This is a genomic window from Pseudonocardia tropica (assembly GCF_040105315.1).
Classification (GTDB): domain Bacteria; phylum Actinomycetota; class Actinomycetes; order Mycobacteriales; family Pseudonocardiaceae; genus Pseudonocardia; species Pseudonocardia alni.
The window spans coordinates 112,203-128,593 of the sequence record NZ_JBEDNP010000012.1; the positions used below are offsets into that span (position 1 = coordinate 112,203).

Below are 16,391 nucleotides of genomic sequence, written 5' to 3' on the forward strand. Positions count from 1 at the left end.
CGCGTCGGGGGTGGGGACGGCCGCGGTCGGGCCCGGCACCGCGGTGCCGGGCCCGGCGGCGTCACAGCTTCGGCAGGACCTCCTGCTCGAGCTGGTCGAGGACGGCGAGCGCCTGGCCGTAGTGCAGCGGGTAGAAGTTGTGCAGCACGAACGTCTTCCCGTCCCGGACGGCGGGGCGGTTCCTCCAGAGCGGCTGGTCGACGAGCATCTGCGTGCCGGCGGTCGGTCGGTCGTCCTCCGGCGAGCCCTCGAGCAGGATCGCCCCGGCGTCGTCGAGACGGGGCAGCTGGTCGTAGCCGTAGTACTCGGCGGCGGCGTCCTCGCCGGCCGAGACCGAGGCGAACCGGGCGCCGATGTCGGACAGGACGGTGCCGCCCCAGGACTCGGGACCGTTGGAGCCGAAGGTGCCGTCGTCGTAGCCGAGGACCAGGGCGACCGGGGTGCGGGCGAGACCGGTGGCGAAGCGCGAGCGCAGGTCGGCGGCGCGCTGGTCGTAGCGGGTCCGCAGCTCCTCGATCTGCGCGGTCCGGCCGACCAGTCCGGCGGTCTCGACGCTGACCCGCTTCCAGTCCGCGGGGACCGTCATCGGCCACATCACGGTGGGCGCGATCGCGGAGAGCTTGTCGTAGCCGTAGTCGATGCCGGGGACGGCGCCGCCGACGATGAGGTCGGGCTGCAGCGACGCGATCTTCTCGTAGTCGATCTGGTCGTTCTGCCCGACCGTCGGCACCCCGGACAGCGCCCGGGTGAACTGCGGCAGCATCGTCGCGCCGGAGACCTGGATGGTGCCGACGGGGGTGACGCCGACGTCGAGCAGCGCGGTCGTCGTGTAGTTGTGCAGGGTCACGATGCGCTGCGGGTTCGCGGGCACCTCGACCGGCCCGTCGCCGGTCTGCACGGTCCGCGGCGCCGCGTCGGCGGCGGCGGGCTCGGGGGTCGGCGCGCCGCCGGAGCAGCCGGCGACCAGGAGCAGTGCGGCGAGCACGCCGAGCAGCGGTCGCAGGGTCTTGTCGAGCATCAGGGTCCTTCCTGGGATACGGGCGGGGTGGGTCGTCCGGGGCCCTCGCGCCCGTCGGGTGCGGGGCCCGCCCGGCGCAGCGCGGGCACCGCGAGTGCGACGACGGCGGTCGCCAGCACAGCGGCGGCGCCGCTGAGGGCGAGCGCGGCGGCCGGGCCGAGCAGCCGCGACACGACGCCGAGCAGAGGGGCGCCGACGCCGTCGCCGACGGTCGCCTGCGCGGTCCAGATGCCGGTGACGCGGCCGCGCGACCGGTCGGGGGTGTGGTCGGCGAGCAGCGCGAACCGCAGGATCTCGAGGATCACGTCGGCGCCGCCGACCGCGGCCAGCACGGCCAGCGCGGCGACGGTGCGGGCACCCGGCGGCAGCACCGCGACCGCGCCGAGCGCGAGCACGGCCAGCCCGAGCGCCCCGGACGCGGCGAGCAGGACCGCGCCGGCGCGCCGGACCCGGCCGGTCCAGCCCGACAGCAGCGACGCCAGCGCCGCACCGACGGCGGGCGCGGCGAACAGCAGGCCCGTGGTCGCGGCGCCGGCGCCGAGCACCCGGTCGGAGAACTCGGGCAGCAGCACGTAGGGGGCGGCGAGCATCATCTGCAGCAGCCCCAGCAGCAGCACCGGGCCGACGACGCGGTGGCGGACGGCGAAGCGCAGCCCCTCGACGAGCGCGCCCGTCCCGGACCCGGCGGGTTCGCCGTCGCCGGGGGGCAGCGGCCCGAGCCGTCCGACGAGGACGGCGGCGGCGACCCCGGTGCCGAGCGCGGCGGCGTAGGGCACCCAGGTGCCGCCCGCGGCGATCAGCAGCCCGGCCAGTGCGGGGGCGACGACGGCGCCGGCGTCGGCGGTCAGCGCGAGCAGCGCGCCCGCCGCGGGCAGCCGGTCCGGGCCGACGATGCCGGGCACCGCGGCGCCCAGTGCGGTGGCGCTCACCCCGCCCGCGACGCCGTCGACGGCGGCGGCGAGGGCGATCACGACGACGCTCGGGGCCGGGGCGAGCGCGTTGACCAGCAGCGCGGCGAACCCGGCGGTCGCGACCCAGCGGGCGACGAGGATGACCCGCCGCCGGTCGACCCGGTCGGCGACGACCCCGCCCACGACGGTGCCCGCGAAGGCGCCGACCGCGACCACCGCGGTGACCAGCCCGACCCGCAGCGAGGAGCCGGTCAGCGCGTACACCTGCACGGGGACCGCGACCAGCAGCAGCCCGATGCCGACCATGGACACGGTCCGCGCGACGACGACCAGACGGAGGTCGCGGCTGTCCCGCAGCGGTGTCAGGTCGAGCAGCAGACCGCGGGCGAGCTCCCGGATCACCGGCGGGACCGGCCGCGACGGCCGGGACGGGGGGACTGCGGGGGCACGACGGACTCCGGCGGGGGTGAGTTACGGCTGTGTTGCTGTTAGGTGAGCCTATGTTTAGTCGCGAGGCGAGCACAGTGTCCCGGTTCGCGATCGTCAGAATTGTGGATACGGGGTCCGGGCACGTGCCCGCGGGACCACCATCGGCGTCCCCGTCTCCGGGTCCGGCAGCACCCGGCAGGACAGGCCGAACACCCGGGACACGACGTCCTCGGTGACCACCCGCTCCGGCGGTCCCTGCGCGACGATCGCGCCGTCGCGCATCGCGATCAGGTGTGTGGCGTAGCGGGCGGCCAGGTTCAACTCGTGCAGCACGACCACCAGCGTGTGCCCGCGTCGTCCGTGCAGGTCCGCGCACAGGTCGAGCACGTCGAGCTGGTGGCGCAGGTCCAGGAACGAGGTCGGCTCGTCGAGCAGCAGCAGCGGTGTCTGCTGGGCCAGCACCATCGCCAGCCACACCCGCTGGCGCTGCCCGCCCGACAGCTCGTCGACGAGCCGGTCGGCGAGCGGGTGCGTCCCGGTCGCCTCCAGCGCGGCGGCGACGGCGGCCTCGTCGTCGCGGCTCCACTGGCGCAGCAGGCCCTGGTGCGGGTAGCGGCCGCGCGCCACGAGGTCGGCGACGGTGATCCCGCCCGGCGCGATCGAGGACTGCGGTAGCAGCCCGAGCCGTCGCGCGACCTCCTTGGCCGGCAGCGACCCGATCGCCTGCCCGTCGAGCAGAACCGAGCCCGACCGCGGCCGCAGCATCCGGGCCAGGCCCTTGAGCAGCGTCGACTTGCCGCAGGCGTTCGGACCCACCAGCACGGTGAACGACCCGTCCGGGATCGTCACGTCCAGACCGTCGACGACGACCCGGTCGTCGTAGCCCAGCACGACGCCGTCGGCGCGCAGCCGGGCGTCGGTGGTACCCGCTTCCACGGCGTTCCTCCTCATCTCGCGCGTCGGCGCCGCTCGGTCGCCAGCAGCCAGGCCAGGTACAGCCCGCCGACGGCGGCGGTTCCCACCCCGACCGGCAGCGGGTCCTCCGACAGCCGCGCGACGGCCAGGTCGGCGGTGGTCAGCAGCAGCGCCCCGAGCAGCGCCGCCCCGGTGAGCGCCGGGGCAGGGGAGCGGGCGAGGCGGCGGGCGAGCTGCGGCGCGGCGAGCGCGACGAACCCGATCGGCCCGGCGACCGCGGTCGCCACCGCCACCAGTGCCACCCCGACCACGGTCAGCGCCAGCCGCACCGGTTCGACGGCGACGCCGCGGGCCCGCGCCGCGTCGTCGCCGCTCTCCAGCATCGCCAGCGGTCGCGCCAGCGGGACGAGCGGCGGCAGCAGCACGGCCAGCCCGACGGCGACGGTCGCGACGTCGACCCCGTCCCGTCCGTTCAGGCTCCCGGTCAGCCAGAACTGCGCGGCCTGGGCGTCGGCCAGCTGCGCCCGGCTGATCAGGTAGGCGTTGAACGCGGCCAGCATCGCCGTGGTCCCCAGCCCGATCAGGATCAGCCGGAAGCCCTCCACCCCGCGGCGGAACGCCAGCCCGTAGACCAGCAGCGCGGTGCCGATCCCGCCGAGCACCGCGCCCGCGGCGACCCCGAGCGGCCCGGTGCCGATCACGATGATCGCGACGATCGCGCCGGTCGCGGCGCCGGTGGAGAAGCCGATCACGTCCGGGCTGCCCAGCGGGTTGCGGGTCAGGCTCTGGAAGATCGCCCCGGACACGCCCAGCGCCGCGCCGATTAGCAGCCCGGTCAGCAGCCGCGGCAGCCGCAGGGTCAGCACCACGAACTCCTCGGCGCGGGTGCCCTGCCCGAGCAGGGTGGCCGACACCCGGCCCGGCGACAGCCCGACGCTGCCGGTCCCCAGGGCCGCCACGGCGACGACGAGCAGCGCGATGACCAGGGCGCCCAGCACGACCGGCACCCGCCGGTGCACCCGCAGCGACACCCGCCCCGAGCGGCTGCGCAGTACCAGCGTGCTCACAGCGACCCGATCCGCCGGCGGCGGCACAGTGCGATGAACACCGGCGCGCCGAGGAACGCGGTCACCAGTCCCACCTGCAGTTCCGAGGGGTAGAGCGCGAGCCGCCCGACGACGTCGGCCAGCAGCAGCAGCACCGGCGCCAGCAGCGCCGCGTAGGGCAGCACCCAGCGCTGGTCCGCTCCGACGAGCAGCCGCGCCGCGTGCGGCACGACCAGCCCGACGAACCCGATCGGCCCGACCGCGGCCGTCGCCGCCCCGCAGAGCAGGGTGATCGCGACGATCCCGCCGATCCGCACCCGGGTCAGGCGGGCGCCCAGGGCGCGACCGGTGTCGTCGCCGAGGGCGAGCACGTTCAGCGGTCGGGTCAGCGACAGCGCCAGGACCGCCCCGGCGAGCATCAGCGGGGCGGTGTCGGCGAGCACCGCGGCGTCGCGGCCTGCGAGCGAGCCGACGTCCCAGGAACGGAACGCGTCGAAGGTCTCCGCGTCGAGCACCAGCACGGCCAGCACGACCGCGCGCAGCACCGCGCTCACCGCGGCGCCGGCCAGCACGGTGCGCTCGGGCGTCGCGGCCCGCCCGGCCGAGCCGAGCAGGTACACCAGCACCGACGCGGCGGCGGCCCCGGCGACGGCGAACCACACGTAGCCGCCGGGCGTGCTCACCCCGAGCACCGCGATGGCCAGCACGATCGCGGCGGCCGCGCCGCTGTCCACCCCGAGCAGGCCGGGGTCGGCGAGCGGGTTGCGGGTCAGGCCCTGCATCAGCGCCCCGGCCAGGCCGAGCGCGAGCCCGCACAGCAGCCCGAGCAGCATCCGCGGCACCCGGAGCCCGACGATCAGCGCGGTGTCGCCGCCGTCGGGCCGCCACAGCGCCGACCACACGGTCGCCGGCGACACCGACTCCGCGCCCACGCACAGCGACGCCAGGCAGGCCGCGGCCAGCAGCACGGTGAGCGCGACCAGGCCCGCGGCCCGCGGGGCCGCGGGGGAGCGGCGGCCGGCGGGACGCGCGGGCGGCGCGGCCGTGGACACGCTCATGCGCGGACTCGGTGGAACACCGGGGAACCTCCCAGAAGCGGACGCGGCCGTCGGATCGACCGGGTGTGCGTCCGCGACCCGGGGTGACCCGCGATCACCATATGTCACATGGGAGGCCGGTTGATGAGGACAGCCTCACTTTCCTAGATTGACCGGGTCCGGGTCGCGTCCGCGTGCCCGGGACGTCGTCGAGAGGACCCCCGGTGACCGTCCCCGCCCCGTCCGGTCCGCCCTCCGCTGATCCGGGAGCCGCCCAGGCCACCGCGGGGACCGCCGCCGCGGAGGTCGCCGCGGTCCGGGCCGGGGACGGCGGCGCCCGCCGCGTCCTCTACCCGATCCTGCTCCGCGAGCTGACGGTGCTGCGCGGCCGCCGCGTCGGGGCGGCACTGCTGCGCCTGACCCTGGGCGGCCCCGGGCTGCCCGGACTGATCAGCCACTGCCCCGATGAGCACGTGCGGCTGGTGTTCCCCGGCCACGACGGCGTGCTGCGCCTGCCCGAGCCCGACGGCGACGAGCTGCGCTGGCCCCGTCCACGCGCGGTCACCCGGGACTATTCGCTCCGCCGGTTCGACCCGGACGCCGGGGAGTACGGCGAGCTGGACCTCGACGTCGTGCTGCACGACGGTGGCCTGGCGTCGGGGTGGGCGCGCGCCGCGACGCCCGGCGACCGGATCCACGCGGCGGGCCCGCCGGACGGGCTCGCGGTCCCGGACCGGTTCGACCGGCTGCTGCTCGCCGGGGACCTCACCGCGCTCCCGACGATGACCCGCTGGGTCGAGCGGCTCGGCCCCGGCACCGAGGCCCGGGTCGTCGTCGAGGTGGACGGCGCCACCGGCCGGTCCGGGGAGCTCGACGAGCTGGAGACCGCCGCCGCCCGTGCCGGTGCGACAGTGCTGTCGGCCGACCGCCGCGCCGACGGCCCCGACGCCCTCGCCCGGGCCGTGGCCGCTCTCCCCACCGGCCCCGACGGGCGGCTGTTCGCCTGGGCGGCGGGCGAGGCGGGCACGGTCAAGCCGCTGCGCCGGATGCTGCGCGACCGCTTCGGGCTCGGCCCGGGCGAGCACGACGTGACCGGCTACTGGAAGCGCGGCGTGGCCGAGTTCGACGACCACGACCACGGGCAGCACGACCGCGGGCAGCACGACCACGGGCGGCACGACCACGAGCACTGACCCCCCGGGCCCGCCCTGCGGTGTGGCGTACTCGCTGCGGCGGGCACCGGGGCTCCTGCGCCGCTAGGGTTCCCGCCGCAGATCAACCGGTACGAACGGAGTGGGTCATGGATTCGGGGTCGCAACCGGCCGCGCGTGCGGAGAACCGTGGGGCGCGGCGGGACCCGGTGGGGGGCGGGCTGCTGAGCCCGTCGCCGACGGCCCCGGCCGCGAGCCGCGGCACCGTCATCGGCAACGGGCTCACCTGGCTGGCGGCGTGGAGCCTGCGGGTCGCGCTGATCGCCGTCGGGCTGGTGATCCTCGGCTACGTCATCGGCATGCTCTGGGTCGTCGCCTGGCCCGTCGTGCTCGCGATCCTGCTGGCCACCGTGCTGCGTCCGCCCGCGGCGCTGCTCATCAGGTGGCGGGTGCCGGCCGCGGCGGCCTCGGCGATCGTGCTGCTCGTCGGCATCGCCGCGGTGACCGGGCTGTTCGTGAGCATCGCACCGTCGATCGCCGGGCAGACCCAGCAGATCACCTCCGGGGTGATCGCGGCGCTCGGGCAGATCCAGCAATGGGTGTCCGGGCCGCCGCTGAACCTCGGCGACGGCCAGATCGGTGACATCGTCAACCAGGTCACCCAGCAGCTGCAGCGGAGCGCGACCGCCATCGCCGGCGGCGTCCTGACCGGGGTGTCCACCCTGGCCTCCGGGCTGATCTCGCTGGTGCTGGCGCTGGTGCTGACGTTCTTCTTCGTCAAGGACGGGCCCCGGTTCCTGCCGTGGCTGACCTCGATCACCGGACGCAGCGCGGGCGGGCACCTCGCCGAGGTGCTGCGCCGGATGTGGGACGTCCTCGGCGGCTTCATCCGCGTCCAGGCACTGGTGAGCCTCATCGACGCCGTGTTCATCGGCATCGGCCTGGTGCTGCTGGGCATCCCGCTGGCGCTGCCGCTCGCCGTGCTGACCTTCGTCGGCGGGTTCATCCCGATCGTCGGTGCGGTCGTCGCGGGCTCGCTGGCGGTGCTCATCGCGCTGGTCACCCAGGGCTTCGGCACCGCGGTGGCGGTGGCGGTGCTGGTCGTGGCGGTGCAGCAGATCGAGGGCAACGTGCTGCAGCCGCTCCTGCAGGGGCAGAGCCTCAAGCTGCACGGTGCCGTCGTGCTGCTGGCGGTGACGGCGGGCGGGTCGCTCGCCGGGATCGCCGGTGCGTTCCTCGCGGTGCCGGTCGCGGCCGTCGTCGCGGTGCTGCTGCGCTACCTCGGCGAGCAGATCGACCTGCGGGACCGCCGGTTCTCCGGTGTCGACGACGTCGCCGCGGGCACCCCGGTCACCGCCGCCGACGGCGCGGACCCGGCCTCCGCCGCCAACGGCACGACGACCGGCACCGGCACGACGACCGGCACCGGCACGAGGACCGAGACCGACACAGCCACCGGGAACGGGAGCGAGACCGTCGGGGGCGACGCCGTGCCCGCCCCGCCGGACTCCGCCCGTCAGGACGGCGGCTGACCGACCCGCCCGGGCAGCCGGTCGGTCCCCAGCATCCGGTCCATCAGCCGGAACCGCAGCACCACCCACATCAGGGCGAACCAGCAGACCAGGACCGGCAGCACCACCAGGAACACCGGCCGCGCCGCGCCGGTGAGCCCGAAGTACGACGACAGCGCCGGGGTCCCGACGACGCCCGCGAACGCCACGGTCAGACCCAGCACCAGCCAGGCCGGGCGGCGGTCGGGCACCGGCGCCGTCCACGCCGCGAAGAACCGGTGCGGCGGCAGCAGGAACAGGATCAGCACGAACGACGCCAGCCCCACGAACGTCGACAGCCCGGTCTGCGCGCCGAGCGTCGCGGCCGCACCGGCGAAGTCGGCGTCGGTGCCGTAGGTCAGCCCGGTGTAGCTCTGGAACTCCGCGATCACCTGCGCCGGGGTCCGCCCGCTGGTGAAGCCCTGCAGGATGCCCTGGTAGAGCACCGTGTAGACGACCGTCCCCGCGCCCGCGGTCACCACCGAGGCCGGCACCACGAAGCGGGCGAGGTTGCCCAGCAGGTCCGGGTCCGGCTCGGACGGCGTCGCCCACAGCGTCAGGAACAGCGTCGGCACGCCGACGGTCAGCAGCGTCAGCCCGACCTGGGTGGGGGAGTAGGGGAACCCCAGCCCGAGCATGGTCACGGCCATGATCACCAGGCCCTGGGTGGCGACCCGGGTGAGGAACACGTACATCGACACCGCGATGCCGTCGATGATCCGGCGGCCCTCGGTGCGCGCCGGAAGCAGCGCGGCGAAGGAGTCGTCCACGAGCACGATGTCGGCGACGTCGCGGGTCACCGCCGAGCCGCTGCGCATCGCGACGCCGACGTGGGCCCGCTTGAGGGCACGCGCGTCGTTGACGCCGTCGCCGAGCATCGCGACGTGCGCACCGCCCCGGCGCAGGCTCGCGACGACCCGCTCCTTCTGCTCCGGGGTGACCCGCCCGAACACCGTGGTCCGGGCGACGAGCGCGTCGAGCGCGGCCCGGTCCCCGGCGGAGTCGTCGAGCTCCTCGATCGCGGACCCGGCGACCGCCTCACCCACGTCGAGCCCGGCCTTGGCCGCGAGCGCGGCGACGGTGCGCGGGTCGTCGCCCGAGAGCACCTTCACCGCGACCCCGTCCGCGGCGAACCGCTCCAGCGCGTCGGCGACGCCGGGACGCAGCTCGTCGGACAGCACCACCAGTGCCACCGCGTCCAGGCCGGGCAGGGCGGGACGGCCGTCGTCGTCGCGCAGTCCGGCGCCCGCCCGCGCGGCCCGGGCCAGCAGCAGCACCCGCAGCCCGGCGGCGGCGCGGGCCTCCACCCGGTCGGCGACGGCGTCGGGGTCGCCCAGGTGCGGTGCGAGCGCGTCCGGGGCGCCGAGCACGAACGCCTCCCCGCCGGTGGTGACCTGCCCGGACCAGCGCAGCGACGAGGTGAACGCGATCTCGTCACGCAGCTCCCACGGTGTGCCGGGCAGCGCCGCGGCGAGCGCGGCGGAGGTGAGGTTCGGGTCGGCCACCGTCGCCGCGAACCGCGCGAGCACCGGCCCCGGGTCGGTCCCGTCGAGCGGGTCGAGCCCGTCCAGGCGCAGCGCGCCGGTGGTCAGGGTGCCGGTCTTGTCGGTGCAGACGACGTCGACGTGGGTGACCGCCTCCACCGCGTTGACCTGCTGCACCAGCGCGCCGCGCCCGGCGAGCCGGGCCGCGCCGCGGGTGTAGGCGACGGCGATCAGGAAGAACAGGCCGTAGGGGACCAGCCCGGACAGCACCGCGGTGATCTGCACGACCCGCAGCAGCGAGAACCCCTCCAGGAACGCCTGGGCGAGGATCGCGCCGCTCATCAGCACGACCAGCACCATGGTCAGCCGGACGACGAAGTCGATGCGCCGCTGCAGCGGTGTCGCCTCGGTGGTGTCCGCGCGGGCCTGCAGCGTCAGGCGGCCGGCGTAGCTGTCGGCGCCGACGGCGGCCGCGCGCTGGCGGGCGGTCCCGGCGACGCAGTGGCTGCCCGAGCGCAGCAGGTCGCCGGGGGTCTTGGCGACCGGGTCGGACTCGCCGGTGAGCAGCGACTCGTCGGCCTCGGCCCGCCCGGTCAGCACCGGCCCGTCGACGACGACCTGTTCGCCCGCCCGCACCACCAGCACGTCCCCGGCGACGACGTCGGCGGCCGGGACCCGCTGCTCGGTCCCGTCCCGCACGACGGTGACCTCCGCGGCGTCGAGCAGCTGCAGCCGGTCCAGCTTCCGCTTGGCGCGCATCTCCTGCACCGCCCCGACGACGGCGTTGACCAGACCGAGCCCGACGCTGGTCAGCGCGTCGCCGTAGCGGCCCAGCACCAGCAGGACCAGGCCGATCGCGAACAGGATCGTGTTGTAGGAGGAGAACACGTTGGTGCGCAGGATGCGCCCGTAGCCGCGCGTCCCGGCGGTCACCGGCGCGTTCGTCCGGCCCGCCCGGCGCGCCGCGGCGACCTGCGCCGCACTCAGCCCCTCGTCGGGTGCCGCCTCCACGATCCCGGCCGCCACGCCGTCCCCTCCCCGCCGTCGGTCCCCTGCGTGACGATCATGGCAGGCCTCGATGTGTGCCGACTGTGCGTGAGCTGAAGGCTCACCAGCGCTCCAGGCCCCCGCGCTCGACGAGCTGGGCGGCGATCACGTTGCGCTGGATCTCGTTGGTGCCCTCCCCGACGATCATCAGCGGGGCGTCGCGGAAGTACCGCTCGACGTCGAACTCGGTGGAGTAGCCGTAGCCGCCGTGGATGCGCACCGCGTCCAGTGCGACCTCCATCGCGGTCTCGGAGGCGAACAGCTTCGCCATGCCCGCCTCCATGTCGCACCGCTGTCCGGACTCGTACTTCCGGGCGGCGTGCAGGATCAGGGTCCGCGCGGCGGTGATCTTCGTGGCCATGTCGGCGAGGTGGTTGCCGACCGACTGGTGCTGCCAGATCGGCTTGCCGAACGACTCGCGTTCCTGGGCGTAGGCCAGGGAGTCGGCCAGCGCGGCGTCGGCGACGCCGAGTGCGCGCGCGGCGACCTGGATCCGGCCGGTCTCCAGGCCCTTCATCATCTGGGCGAAGCCGCGTCCGGGCTCCCCGCCGAGGACCGCGTCGGCGGGGACGGCCATGTCGGTGAACACCAGCTCGCAGGACTCGACGCCCTTGTAGCCGAGCTTGGGCAGGTCCTTGGACACGGTCAGGCCCGGGCCGTGCTCGACGAGCAGCACCGAGATGCCGCGGTGGCGAGGTTCGGCGGCCGGGTCGGTCTTGCACAGCAGCGCGATCAGCCCCGAGCGCCGCGAGTTGGTGATCCAGGTCTTGGCCCCGTTGACCACCCAGCCGTCGTCGGTGCGACGGGCGTGGGTCGTCATCGCCTGCAGGTCCGAGCCGCCGCCGGGCTCGGTCAGCGCCATCGTCGCGCGCAGCTCACCGGTCGCCATCCGCGGCAGGTACCGGTCCTGCTGCTCGCGGGTGCCGAAGGCGACCAGCAGCTTCGCGACGACGGTGTGCCCGCCCATCGCGCCGGCCAGGCTCATCCAGCCACGGGCCAGCTCGGCGGTGACCAGGGCGTAGCAGGGCATCGACACCGGGGCCTCGCCCCACGGCCCGGGGACGGCGAGCCCGAAGATCCCGAGCTCCTTCATCTGCTCGATGAGCTCCTCGGGGTAGGTGTTCGCGTGCTCCAGCTCCCGCACCACCGGGCGGACGTCCCGGTCGACGAAGTCGCGCACCGTCTCCACGACGGCCCGTTCCTCGGTGGTCAGGTCAACCGTGCCCGCTCCCATGCGTGTGAGCATCGGTCATCGGCGGGGCCGGCGCGAGACCGGGGAGACCCGTCGTGCGCGCGACGGAACATCGGCGGTGTCCGCACCGTTGCAGCTGTCGAGACCCGATACAGGGAGGTTCAAGCCTGATGACCGAGACCGCGATCCTCGCCGGTGGGTGCTTCTGGGGTGTCCAGGAGCTGCTCCGCGAGCGCCCGGGCGTCGTGTCCACCCGGGTCGGCTACTCCGGCGACCCGAACACCCCGAACGCGACGTACCGGCGCCACGGCGACCACGCCGAGGCCGTCGAGATCGTCTTCGACCCGGAGCGGATCTCCTACCGCGAGATCCTGGAGTTCTTCTTCCAGATCCACGACCCGTCGACGAAGGACCGGCAGGGCAACGACATCGGCCGCAGCTACCGCTCCGCGATCTTCTACACGAGCGAGGAGCAGAAGGCGGTCGCCCTGGACACGATCGCCGACGTCGACGCGTCCGGGCTCTGGCCGGGCCGCGCGAGCACCGACGTCGAGCCGGCCGGTGACTTCTGGGAGGCCGAGCCGGAGCACCAGGACTACCTGCAGAAGTTCCCGTACGGCTACACCTGCCACTTCCCGCGCCCGAACTGGGTGCTGCCGCGGCGGGCGGCCAGCACGAGCTGAGCACCCACCGCTCCCACCACACCCGGACCGGCCCGCGACCCTGCGTCGCGGGCCGGTCCTGTGTGGTCTGCGCCGGACGGGGCTAACGACCGGCCGGCGGACGGCGAGGTCGCCGGGGACGGACGCGGGGTCGCCCGCGTCGCTCCTGCGCGCAGATCGGATCCCCGCCGATGACCCAGCCCCAGTACCCCTCGGACCCGCACCGGTTCCACCCGGCCGGTCCGCAGCCGGTCGGACCCCCGCCCGGCGGTGACGCCGGGTACGGCGCCCCGGCCGCCCACCGGGCTCCGGGGCCGCGGTCTCACCCGGCACCCGGCCCGTCCGGCCGCCCGGGCACGGAGCTCGACCCGTGGCGCCCCGGCGAACTCGCCGCGCCGCCGCACGCCCCGGTCGGGCTGGCGATGAAGCGACGCAACCCGGTCGCGGTGTGGCTCGGCCTGCCGCTGATCACCCTCGGCATCTACGGGCTCGTCTGGTATTACAAGATCCACCGCGAGATGGCGGAGTTCGACCCGCGCCGCCAGGTGCCCGTCGCCGGGCCGCTGCTGGTGCTGCTGTTCCTGGGCTGGACGGTCGTGGCGCCGCTCGTGTCGTTCTACAACACCGGGCAGCGGATCGCCGACAGCCAGCGCTCCGCGGGCCTGCCCGTCACCTGCAGCCCGGTCGTCGGACTGCTGCTGTGCTTCGTGTTCGGCCTGCAGACCCTCTACTACCAGGCCGAGCTGAACCGGGTCGTCGACGCCTACCGGGCGCCCGAGGGCACCCGGATCGTCCTGCCGGGCTGACCCGCGGACCGGGTCGGTGCAGCTCAGACGCGGCCGCGGGCCTCCGCGCGGTGCCTGCGCTCCACCGACCCGTTCACGACCTGCACCTTGTCCCCGACCTGCAGGGTCTCGAAGAACCGCTGCGCGTCGCGGGCGCCGAGCTTCACGCAGCCCGCCGACTCGCGGCTGAGGTCGCCGCCGTGGAAGGCGATCCCGCCGTCGGCGAAGAACATCGACCACGGCATCCGCGCCGGGCGGCCGTCCGGGCCGGGGAACTCGCCGCTGCGGTGGTCGGCCTCCTTGCGGTACACCCGGAACGAGTGCCCGACCGGGGTGGCCTTGCCCTCGCCCCCGGTGGTGACCCGGAACGGGCCGCCGGTGACCTTCCCGTCGCGGACCAGCCACGCCTGCCGCGTCTCGAGGTCCACGCACGCCCGCACCGACGCCGCGCACGGGGTGCCGGGGACGGCGGGCTCGGCGTGCGCCTGCGTCGCGACCCGGCTCTGCTCCGGGTCGGCGGTGGCGATCGCGGTGCCACCCAGCCCCACCCCGGCCACGAGCACGAGCCCGGTCACCAGAACGCCACGACGGCGACGGAGCCGCTCGGTCCGGGACATGCCCACCTCCACGTCACAGATCAGTTCACCCACCCGGGTGACACCGGGGCAGACGCCCGTCCGGGGGCCGCGGTTGCGCGGCAGGGCCCCGCGGCGGCGAGAGGGCAGCGGAGCACGGCGAACGGGTGGGCGGCGGGCCCGGCGCGGATCGTTGCGCGACCGACCGCCCGGGTACGGGAGGGGACCGCACGGCGTCCGGAGGGCGTGATCTCCGTCCCGAGGGGATGTCACGGGCCGATAACGGGGGTAGTTCTCGGTGATCGCCCACTCACCCGTGGTGGTGGGCGTGACCCGTCGTGACCGACCCCAGGAGGAACGATGCGCGCAGCCGACCGGCCGGGCTCCGAGCCGGGACCCGCTGACCGGCTCCGTCGTCGGGCGTCCCGCCGCGAGGACCTGCTCGCGGTGCTGCTCGGGCTGCTCGCCGCCTGCGGGCTGGCCGTGACGTGGCTCGCCGGCACCGCGGCCCACGGGTCGGTCCTGGAGCGTGGCGCGGTCGAGGCCCACCAGCGCGTGCCGGTCGCGGCGACGGTCACCGCGCGGGCGAGCGCGGTCGGCGACCTGGAGACCGGCCAGCAGTCGGTCACGCTGAGCTGGACCGGTCCGGACGGACGGCCGCACTCCGGCGGCAGCACGCTGCCCGGCGTCCACGAGGTCGGCGACCGGGTGCCGGCCTGGGTCGGCACCGACGGCCGGTTGGCGCCGCCGCCGTCGACCCCCGCCGACGCCGTCACGGTCGCCGTCGCGGCCGGGTTCATCACCGCGATCGTGTGGGCCGCCGGGGTGCTGGTCGCCGGGCGGCTGGTCTTCGCCTGGAACGGGCGTGCGTTCGCCCGTGCCTGGGAGGAGGACTGGGCGGCCGTCGAGCCCGGGTGGTCGGGTCGCCGCACCCCCTGAGCCGGGCGCCCGGACCGGCGGGGTCGGACCGTGTCCGGAACAGCCGGAACAGCCGGAACAGTCAGAACTTCAGCCGCCGCACCCGCTCGGGGTGGATCACCAGCCGCACCTGGTCCTCGGCGAGGATCGCCGCGAGGTCCGCGGCGCGCGCGGGGTCGTCCAGGTCCCAGTAGCGCTGCGCCAGACGCTGGGCCAGCGCGTGCGCCCCGTCGGTCTCGACGGTCGTGGAGCCCGAGACCGCGACCCAGCGCTCGCGTTCCCCGACCGGCGCGGCGACGACGATCGAGGCCCGCGGGTCCGTACGCCTGCGCCGGATGTGCAGTGACTCCGGTCCGGTGAACAGCTGCACGGTGCCGTCGTCGGTCGCCTCGAACCAGACCGGGCGGGGCTGCGGCGGCACCGGGCCGCCCGCGACGCTCAGGAAGCCGTGCAGCGGGCGGGCGAGGAAGACGCGGTCGTCGTCGGTGAGTGCGGTGCGGCTGTCGGTGCCGGTGCCGGTGCCGTCGGTGTGGGTGTCGGTGGTGGTCATGGGTCAAGGACACCACCACGGCGCGGACGACGACATGGGTGAGACGGCGGAACTCCTGTCCGGTCGTCTAGCCTCGGTGCGGTGGACCCCTTCGGTGACCTCGTCCGCGGGCTGCGGTCGCACGGCTCGCTGTTCGGCAGCACCACCCTGACCCCGCCCTGGTCGCTGCACTTCGTCGACGGCGCACCGCTGACCCTGTGCGCGATGCTCACCGGCGCGGGGTGGATCCTCGTGCCCGGTGCCGACCCGGTGCGGCTGGCCGCGGGGGAGACCGCCGTCGTGCGTGGCCCGGCCGGTTTCCACGTGGTCGACGAGGTCGGCACCGCGGCCGAGCCGATCGTCTGCGGCGTGGACTGCGCGACGCCCGAGCAGGGCGGCACCCGCCACCGGCTCGGCTGGCACGACCCGGCGCCGGCGCCGGGCAGCGACGCGAGCACCCTGATCACCGGGGCCTCCCCGGCCGGGGGCGAGGTCGGCGCCCGGCTGCTCGACGCGCTCCCGCCGGTGCTGCGGGTCGGTGCCGGGGGCAGCGGGGACACGGTGCTCGACCACGTCGCCGCCGAGGTCGCCGTCGACGCCCCCGGCCAGCAGGTGGTGCTCGACCGGCTCCTGGACTGGCTGCTGGTCTGCACCCTGCGCGAGTGGTTCGACCGGCCCGACGGAAGCCGTCCGCGCTGGTGGACGGCCCAGCACGACCCCGTGGTCGGGCGGGCGCTGCGGCTGCTGCACGCCGACCCCGCCGCGGCCTGGACCGTCGCCGGGCTCGCCGCCGCCACCGGGGTGTCCCGGGCGACGCTGGCCAAGCGGTTCACCGACCGGGTGGGCGAGCCGCCGCTGACCTACCTCACCGGCTGGCGGATGACCCTGGCCGCGGACCTGCTGCTCGCCGAGCCCGGCGCGACACTGGCCGGGATCGCGCGCCGGGTCGGGTACGCCGACCCGTTCGGCTTCAGCGCGGCCTTCACCCGGGTCCGCGGCGTCACCCCGAGCGCGTTCCGCCGGGGCGAGCGACAGGGTGGGAGACGGGGCGAGCGGCCGGGGCGGACGGCGCAGTGACCGGGTGGGCGCTCCGGACGGGGCGCGCGGCCGGCCTGCGGCGCCGTGGCCACCTGCCCGGCCAC

At 75.6% G+C, this 16,391-nt stretch carries 15 protein-coding genes; 6 read left to right on the top strand and 9 right to left on the bottom strand.

Annotated features, from left to right (window positions below):
• Positions 1-61: 61 nt before the first annotated feature.
• From WHI96_RS20140 to WHI96_RS20160, 5 genes are all read right to left on the bottom strand, one after another.
• A complete protein-coding gene (locus WHI96_RS20140) occupies positions 62-1,018 on the bottom strand; it encodes an iron-siderophore ABC transporter substrate-binding protein (RefSeq protein ID WP_345644947.1) in 957 nt (318 codons plus the stop codon).
• Positions 1,018-2,331 (bottom strand): enterobactin transporter EntS, encoded by a 1,314-nt coding sequence (gene entS, locus WHI96_RS20145; RefSeq protein WP_345644950.1) that lies wholly within the window; start codon positions 2,329-2,331, stop codon positions 1,018-1,020. The genes WHI96_RS20140 and entS overlap by 1 nt, the downstream gene beginning before the upstream one ends.
• Before the next feature lie 141 nt (positions 2,332-2,472).
• On the bottom strand, positions 2,473-3,309 hold the full coding sequence (locus tag WHI96_RS20150) for an ABC transporter ATP-binding protein (protein WP_345644953.1): 837 nt from the start codon (positions 3,307-3,309) through the stop codon (positions 2,473-2,475).
• A complete protein-coding gene (locus tag WHI96_RS20155; RefSeq protein ID WP_345644956.1) occupies positions 3,306-4,340 on the bottom strand; it encodes a FecCD family ABC transporter permease in 1,035 nt (344 codons plus the stop codon). Before WHI96_RS20155 ends, WHI96_RS20150 begins: the two co-directional genes overlap by 4 nt.
• A complete protein-coding gene (locus WHI96_RS20160) occupies positions 4,337-5,377 on the bottom strand; it encodes a FecCD family ABC transporter permease (RefSeq protein ID WP_345644959.1) in 1,041 nt (346 codons plus the stop codon). The genes WHI96_RS20155 and WHI96_RS20160 overlap by 4 nt, the downstream gene beginning before the upstream one ends.
• A gap of 203 nt (positions 5,378-5,580) precedes the next feature.
• Here WHI96_RS20160 and WHI96_RS20165 point away from each other — a divergent pair, with 203 nt between their 5' ends.
• Together WHI96_RS20165 and WHI96_RS20170 are read left to right on the top strand one after the other, a co-directional pair.
• The gene (locus WHI96_RS20165) at positions 5,581-6,549 is read left to right on the top strand and encodes a siderophore-interacting protein (RefSeq protein ID WP_345644962.1); all 969 of its coding nucleotides are present in this window, start codon (positions 5,581-5,583) and stop codon (positions 6,547-6,549) included.
• A gap of 107 nt (positions 6,550-6,656) precedes the next feature.
• Positions 6,657-8,039, top strand: a complete 1,383-nt coding sequence (locus WHI96_RS20170; protein ID WP_345644964.1) for an AI-2E family transporter — start codon at positions 6,657-6,659, stop codon at positions 8,037-8,039.
• Here WHI96_RS20170 and WHI96_RS20175 read toward each other — a convergent pair.
• Both WHI96_RS20175 and WHI96_RS20180 read right to left on the bottom strand, forming a co-directional pair.
• Positions 8,024-10,567: an HAD-IC family P-type ATPase gene (locus tag WHI96_RS20175; RefSeq protein WP_345644967.1), complete on the bottom strand. Its 2,544-nt coding sequence runs from the start codon at positions 10,565-10,567 to the stop codon at positions 8,024-8,026. The two genes, WHI96_RS20170 and WHI96_RS20175, sit on opposite strands and share 16 nt — an antisense overlap.
• Before the next feature lie 82 nt (positions 10,568-10,649).
• Entirely contained in the window at positions 10,650-11,822 is a 1,173-nt protein-coding gene (locus WHI96_RS20180; protein ID WP_345644971.1) for an acyl-CoA dehydrogenase family protein, read from the bottom strand.
• Between the two features lie 128 nt (positions 11,823-11,950).
• Here WHI96_RS20180 and msrA point away from each other — a divergent pair, with 128 nt between their 5' ends.
• Positions 11,951-12,463 (top strand): peptide-methionine (S)-S-oxide reductase MsrA, encoded by a 513-nt coding sequence (gene msrA, locus WHI96_RS20185; RefSeq protein ID WP_073575069.1) that lies wholly within the window; start codon positions 11,951-11,953, stop codon positions 12,461-12,463.
• 170 nt (positions 12,464-12,633) lie between these two features.
• Positions 12,634-13,248, top strand: coding sequence for a DUF4234 domain-containing protein (locus tag WHI96_RS20190; RefSeq protein ID WP_345644974.1), 615 nt, complete (start codon positions 12,634-12,636; stop codon positions 13,246-13,248).
• Between the two features lie 23 nt (positions 13,249-13,271).
• Here WHI96_RS20190 and WHI96_RS20195 read toward each other — a convergent pair whose 3' ends face one another.
• The gene (locus WHI96_RS20195; protein ID WP_345644977.1) at positions 13,272-13,844 is read right to left on the bottom strand and encodes a L,D-transpeptidase; all 573 of its coding nucleotides are present in this window, start codon (positions 13,842-13,844) and stop codon (positions 13,272-13,274) included.
• Between the two features lie 318 nt (positions 13,845-14,162).
• On the opposite strand from WHI96_RS20195, the gene WHI96_RS20200 reads away from it, so the two are divergent.
• On the top strand, positions 14,163-14,741 hold the full coding sequence (locus tag WHI96_RS20200; protein ID WP_345644980.1) for an Rv1733c family protein: 579 nt from the start codon (positions 14,163-14,165) through the stop codon (positions 14,739-14,741).
• Between the two features lie 61 nt (positions 14,742-14,802).
• Here the strand turns inward: WHI96_RS20200 and WHI96_RS20205 are convergent, their stop codons facing one another.
• On the bottom strand, positions 14,803-15,270 hold the full coding sequence (locus WHI96_RS20205) for a pyridoxamine 5'-phosphate oxidase family protein (RefSeq protein WP_345644983.1): 468 nt from the start codon (positions 15,268-15,270) through the stop codon (positions 14,803-14,805).
• A gap of 81 nt (positions 15,271-15,351) precedes the next feature.
• Here WHI96_RS20205 and WHI96_RS20210 point away from each other — a divergent pair, with 81 nt between their 5' ends.
• The gene (locus WHI96_RS20210; RefSeq protein WP_345644986.1) at positions 15,352-16,326 is read left to right on the top strand and encodes an AraC family transcriptional regulator; all 975 of its coding nucleotides are present in this window, start codon (positions 15,352-15,354) and stop codon (positions 16,324-16,326) included.
• Positions 16,327-16,391: the final 65 nt, after the last annotated feature.

Excerpts from the sequence above, each read along its gene's own strand:
- WHI96_RS20140 (WP_345644947.1), bottom strand. The coding sequence starts at position 1,018 with ATGCTCGACAAGACCCTGCGACCGCTGCTCGGCGTGCTCGCCGCACTG.
- WHI96_RS20150 (WP_345644953.1), bottom strand. The coding sequence starts at position 3,309 with ATGAGGAGGAACGCCGTGGAAGCGGGTACCACCGACGCCCGGCTGCGC.
- WHI96_RS20160 (WP_345644959.1), bottom strand. The coding sequence starts at position 5,377 with ATGAGCGTGTCCACGGCCGCGCCGCCCGCGCGTCCCGCCGGCCGCCGC.
- WHI96_RS20170 (WP_345644964.1), top strand. The coding sequence starts at position 6,657 with ATGGATTCGGGGTCGCAACCGGCCGCGCGTGCGGAGAACCGTGGGGCG.
- WHI96_RS20180 (WP_345644971.1), bottom strand. The coding sequence starts at position 11,822 with ATGGGAGCGGGCACGGTTGACCTGACCACCGAGGAACGGGCCGTCGTG.
- msrA (WP_073575069.1), top strand. The coding sequence starts at position 11,951 with ATGACCGAGACCGCGATCCTCGCCGGTGGGTGCTTCTGGGGTGTCCAG.
- WHI96_RS20190 (WP_345644974.1), top strand. The coding sequence starts at position 12,634 with ATGACCCAGCCCCAGTACCCCTCGGACCCGCACCGGTTCCACCCGGCC.
- WHI96_RS20195 (WP_345644977.1), bottom strand. The coding sequence starts at position 13,844 with ATGTCCCGGACCGAGCGGCTCCGTCGCCGTCGTGGCGTTCTGGTGACC.
- WHI96_RS20200 (WP_345644980.1), top strand. The coding sequence starts at position 14,163 with ATGCGCGCAGCCGACCGGCCGGGCTCCGAGCCGGGACCCGCTGACCGG.
- WHI96_RS20205 (WP_345644983.1), bottom strand. The coding sequence starts at position 15,270 with ATGACCACCACCGACACCCACACCGACGGCACCGGCACCGGCACCGAC.